This window comes from Microbulbifer hainanensis (assembly GCF_014904735.1).
GTDB lineage: Bacteria > Pseudomonadota > Gammaproteobacteria > Pseudomonadales > Cellvibrionaceae > Microbulbifer > Microbulbifer hainanensis.
On record NZ_JACZCR010000017.1, the window covers coordinates 1 to 5,221 of the forward strand.

5 protein-coding genes are annotated in these 5,221 nt (G+C 61.2%); 2 read left to right on the forward strand and 3 right to left on the reverse strand.

Features of this window, described 5'->3' with window-relative positions; genetic code table 11:
* The coding region (locus IG168_RS20600; RefSeq protein ID WP_226876561.1) for a hypothetical protein at positions 1–244 on the forward strand (244 nt) is incomplete at its 5' end.
* A 57-nt stretch (positions 245–301) separates the two neighbouring features.
* Here the strand turns inward: IG168_RS20600 and IG168_RS05375 are convergent.
* From IG168_RS05375 to IG168_RS05385, 3 genes are all read right to left on the reverse strand, one after another.
* A complete protein-coding gene (locus tag IG168_RS05375; protein ID WP_193162608.1) occupies positions 302–1,810 on the reverse strand; it encodes an aldehyde dehydrogenase in 1,509 nt (502 codons plus the stop codon).
* A 239-nt stretch (positions 1,811–2,049) separates the two neighbouring features.
* Positions 2,050–2,574, reverse strand: coding sequence for an asparaginase (locus IG168_RS05380; protein ID WP_193162610.1), 525 nt, complete (start codon positions 2,572–2,574; stop codon positions 2,050–2,052).
* A 163-nt stretch (positions 2,575–2,737) separates the two neighbouring features.
* Entirely contained in the window at positions 2,738–3,400 is a 663-nt protein-coding gene (locus IG168_RS05385) for a fumarylacetoacetate hydrolase family protein (RefSeq protein ID WP_193162612.1), read from the reverse strand.
* Positions 3,401–3,691: 291 nt separating this feature from the next.
* Between IG168_RS05385 and serA the strand changes: the two genes are divergently transcribed.
* The gene (gene serA, locus IG168_RS05390; protein ID WP_193162614.1) at positions 3,692–4,939 is read left to right on the forward strand and encodes a phosphoglycerate dehydrogenase; all 1,248 of its coding nucleotides are present in this window, start codon (positions 3,692–3,694) and stop codon (positions 4,937–4,939) included.
* Positions 4,940–5,221: the final 282 nt, after the last annotated feature.

The following is a 5,221-nucleotide window of genomic DNA, read 5'->3' on the forward strand; positions in this document are numbered from 1 at the left end:
AAATCGCCGCTGGCACTGCGGCAAGAAACAAAAAAGGGCCGCAATTGCGGCCCAAAGTCACGGAGTCCGGGCTGCCAAACAGCCCTCGCAGAAACAATTTGTTGAATTACCTTCAGCCAAAAGTGCAGACCATCCGGCGCCACACAGTAGCTGTAATCGGAAGGAAAGCACTGAAAGCGTCGCGAGCGACGGCAGATTGGCCGCCGCCGGAGCGCAGAAAGCGGAGTGCACTATTAGTGCATGAGCATTTCGAGCACCGCCGGCGGTCGATATGCCGAGCGCAGTAGCTTTCGGTGTTTTCCTAGCTCAAATCGATCCAGGTGGATTTGAGTTCGCAATACTTATCCAGCGCATGCAACGACTTGTCGCGACCATTACCAGACTGCTTGAAGCCACCGAACGGCACGGTGATGTCACCGCCGAAGTAGTTGTTCACCCACACGGAACCGGCGCGGATTTCACGGGCCATGCGGTGGGCGCGGCTGATGTCCTTGGTCCAGACACCGGCGGCGAGGCCGTAGATGGAATCGTTGGCTATCTGCAGTGCCTCGGCCTCGTCCTCGAACTCGATCACCGACAGTACCGGACCGAAGATTTCCTCGCGGGCGATGGTCATATCGCCATTCACACCGGTAAAGATGGTCGGCTCATAGTAGTGGCCACCGGCCACTGCATCCGCCGGCTTGCCGCCGCATGCCAGTTGCGCGCCCTGCTCTAGGCCCTTGGCCACGTAGAACTCGACGGTATCGAACTGGCTCTGGTCGATCAGCGCACCCATGACCGTGTTGGGATCCTGCGGGTGGCCGGGCACGAAGCGCTCACTGGCCTTTTTCACCTTCTCGATGAAATCCTTGGCAATACCTTTTTCCACCAGCAGGCGGGTACCAGCGGTGCAGGTCTCGCCCTGGTTGTAGAAGACCGCCAGCGCAGCGGCCTCGGCGGCCTTGTCCAGGTCGGCGTCGGCAAACACGATGTTGGGGCTCTTGCCACCCAGCTCGAGGAAAGTGCGCTTCAGGTTCGACTGGCCGGCATACTCGGTCAGCGTCTTGCCCACTTCGGTGGAGCCGGTAAAGGTCAGGCAGTCGATATCCATATGCAGGCCCAGGGTCTTGCCCAGGCTGCTGCCCGGCCCCGGCAGTACATTCAGCACACCGTCGGGCAAGCCCGCTTCCTTGGCCAGGCCAGCCAGCTTGATCGCGGTCAGCGGCGTGTTGGAGGCGGGCTTCAGAATCACACTGTTGCCGGTGGCCAGCGCCGGGCCCAGTTTCCAAGCGGTGGTGGACAGCGGGAAGTTCCACGGCACAATCGCCGCGACCACACCCAGCGGCATGCGCTGTACCAGGGCAAGCTCGTTCGGGCCGGTGGGGGCTACTTCGTCGTAAATCTTGTCGATACCCTCACCGGTCCAGCGGATGGTGGTCACCGCACCGGGTACGTCCACGTTCATGGTGTCGCTGATCGGCTTGCCGGCATCGAGGCTCTCGAGCAGGGCGATCTCCACCTTGTTCTGCTCGATCAGCTCGGCAAAACGCACCATGATTTTCTTGCGCTCCATCGGCGGCATGTTGGACCAAACGCCGGACTCAAACGTCTTGCGGGCGATCTTCACCGCCAGCTCGGCATCCTCTGGACCACAGCTGGCGATCTGGGCCAGCTCCTGGCCATCCGCCGGGTTGATGGTGGGGCGGGTGGCGCCGGACAGGGCGTCCACGTATTCACCGTTGATAAAGGCGCGGCCCTCGATCTTGAGGCTGGCCGCCAGGTCCTGCCATTCCTGCAGGGTTTGTGGGGTCTTGTTCTGTTCCGACATGGCACACCTCTCTGGCTAGAAAACTGAATAATTATTCAATTTATACTGAAAATGTGATCACAAATCAAAGAATCTGTATTGTAACGCGACGACAGGGCAGATTGCGATCGCCGTGGCGCATGAACAGACCCCGCAAGTTGTATTGATTGTAGGAGCGCGGGAGGAGGGTTGGACAACCCCAGGACGGGGGCGCGGCCGCCGGGAGTGGCGGCCGCGGGGCTAGCAACCGAACAGCGAGCTTATACTGCCTCGAACGTGCCCTCATCGCGGTTCTTGCGTGCGCCGGGGATGGGGAAGACCCGGTTGTGGAAGGCGATATAAAAGCCCGGCGCCACCAGGCGCGCGGTCAGCAGCGCCTCGGTGACATTCTGGCGGGCATCGGAATCGATAAAGCCCATAGGCTTCATGGCGCCGGTAAATACCACCGGCACCTTCGGCGTACCCAGCTTTTTAAAACAGAATTCTGCGGTATCAGACATGGTGTCGGTACCGTGCAGGACCACGATGGGATCGCCCTGTTCCGCGGTGCGCTCGACTGCCTCGGCGATCAAAGCGCGGTCGTGGTCATCCATTTCCAGCGAGTCCTTGTTCAGCACGCTCTCCAGCTCCAGGTGCGTGTAGGGCAGGCGCAGGCTGGAGATCAGGCCTTCGCGGATGATCGAGGCGCGGTTCTTCAGCGTACCCTCCTCCTCGCAGTAGCTCTTCTCGATGGTACCGCCGGTGGTGAGGATACGGATGGTGGTATTGGGATTGAGGTCGGTCATCGCGTCTCTTTTCACTTGTCCGTCACTTGTCATTACTGGGCCACATGTCGCCTTGTGGGCGCCGGGTCCGTTTGATTGGGTCTGGAGGGTCATCCAGCCGGCGGCATCATAGTCGCGCAGGCCTTTGGCGACAATATTAGCCGGGAAGCAGCGGCGGCGCCGTCTACGCCACGCGGGTTTCTACCCGCAGCCAGTCGTCTTCCAACTGCATCGCCAGGCGGTCGCCGTGCATGAGTTCGCCGACACCGGCCGGGGTACCGGTCAGTACAACGTCGCCCGGCTGCAGGGTGAAATAGCTGCTGATATAGGCCACCAGATCCAGGATCGGCGTCAGCATATGGGCCGTCTTGCCGCGCTGGCGCAGCTCGTCGTTCAGCCACAGGGAATAGCTGAGGTTGTCCCAGTCCGGCAGCCAGTCCAGCATCACGAATGGCGACAGCGGGCAGGCACCGTCGAAGCCCTTGGCCTTTTCCCACGGGTGGCCATCTTTTTTCAGCTGGCCCTGCAGGTCGCGCAGGGTCAGGTCCAGTGCCAGGCCGAGGCCAGCAATCGCCGGCGGCACATCAGTGGCGTTGGCATCGGTGAGTGTCGCGCCAATCAGTAGGGCCAGCTCCCCTTCAAAGTGGCAACTGCCGCGACCACTGGGCAGGTGCAGCGGTTCCTCCATCGGCACCGCCGCGGTAGCGGGCTTGATAAACAGCAGCGGCTCTTCCGGTACCGGGTTGTCGAGCTCCGCGGCGTGGGCGGCGTAATTGCGCCCGACGCAGACGATCTTGCCGGGTGCCAGCTCGGTTTCGGTGCCGCAGGTAAACTGGTGTCGGTACATTTACGTGGCCTCTGCAGAGTGTGGCCGCCGAGTCTACTGTAGTCGACACGCGAGGTCTTCCCCGCGAACGAATGCCATGGCGGCGGAATTTTGCACAATCCACGGCCCGCGGTCGCGATGTCCCAACCTTCATAAGCAAATTAGATAGTTAGGATAGGCATTTCGAATAAAGCCCCACAGGCCGCTTGTGGTATGATCGCGCCTTCGCCGGGCTCCCGGCGTTCTCAATGAAGTGATTCAAATCGGTTTAACGCCTGCTACCGCGTTGCGCGCTCAGTGAAGAGATTGTTTATGGCTGCGTCCAATTCCTTTCCCAAAGAGTCCCTGCAAAAAGACAAAATCCGCATTCTGCTGCTGGAGGGGGTCCACCAGACTGCCGTCGACCTGCTGTCCTCCCGTGGCTACACCAACGTGGAGTACCTGAAAACTTCACTGCCGGAAGACGAGCTGATCGAAAAAATTGCCGACGCACATTTTATCGGTATCCGCTCGCGCACCCAGCTGACCCGCAAGGTCCTGGAGAACGCGCCCAAGCTGATCGCAGTGGGCTGCTTCTGTATCGGCACCAACCAGGTGGATCTGCAGGCCGCTACCGATCTGGGTATCGCGGTCTTCAACGCGCCTTACTCCAACACCCGCAGCGTGGCCGAGCTGGTCATTGCCGAGGCGATCCTGATGCTGCGCGGCATTCCGGAGAAAAACGCCGTGTGCCACCGGGGCGGCTGGCTGAAGTCCGCCAAGGGTTCCTTCGAGGCCCGCGGCAAGACCCTGGGCATCATCGGCTACGGCGCCATCGGCTCGCAGGTATCGGTGCTGGCAGAAGGCATCGGCATGCGGGTGATATTCTTCGACGTGATCACCAAGCTGCCCATGGGCAACGCCAGCCAGATCGGCTCCCTGGATGAACTGCTGGCGCAATCCGACGTCGTTTCCCTGCACGTACCGGAGGTGCCGTCCACCAAGATGATGTTCGGTGCCGAGCAGATCGCGAAGATGAAGCCGGGTGCCATCCTGCTGAACGCATCGCGGGGTTCCGTCGTGGACATCGAACCGCTGGCGGAAGCGCTGAAAAGCGGCCACCTCGCCGGCACCGCCATCGATGTCTTCCCGGTGGAGCCCCGCGGCAACGACGAAGAGTTCGTATCGCCCCTGCGCGGTATCGACACTGCGCTGCTGACCCCGCACATCGGCGGCTCCACCGTCGAGGCACAGGAAAATATCGGCACCGAAGTGTCCGACAAGCTGGCGCTCTACTCCGACAACGGTACCACCACCAGCTCGGTCAACTTCCCCGAGGTGGCGTTGCCCGGCCACGCCGGCGTGCACCGCCTGTTGCACATTCACAAGAACGTGCCCGGCGTGCTGGGGGCGATCAACCAGGTGTTTTCGGAAAACGGCATCAACATTTCCGCGCAGTACCTGCAGACCAACGAGACCCTGGGTTACGTGGTCATCGATGTGGATGCGGCCTACTCTGACCTGGCGCTGGAGAAACTGAAAAACATTCCCGGCACCCTGCGCTGCCGCGTACTGTTCTGACCGTGACGTACAGCCCGGCCCCCGGCCGGGCTGTAACGCAATGCCCCTTGCCGACTCTGGCGCACAGCTCCTGACTTTCGTGTAATTTCCCCGTAAAATTGCCATCTCGGGACAGCGGGGTTCCATCGATACTCCACTGCCGCCTCTCCTCCCCGGCCCCACCGGCCACAATCTGCGAGTTATCCGTGCACAACGAAGACAATTCTGCTGCTACCGGCCTGCTGGCTGGCATATCCGCCTTTCTCTTCTGGGGGCTGGCGCCGCTGTATTTCAAGCTGCTCG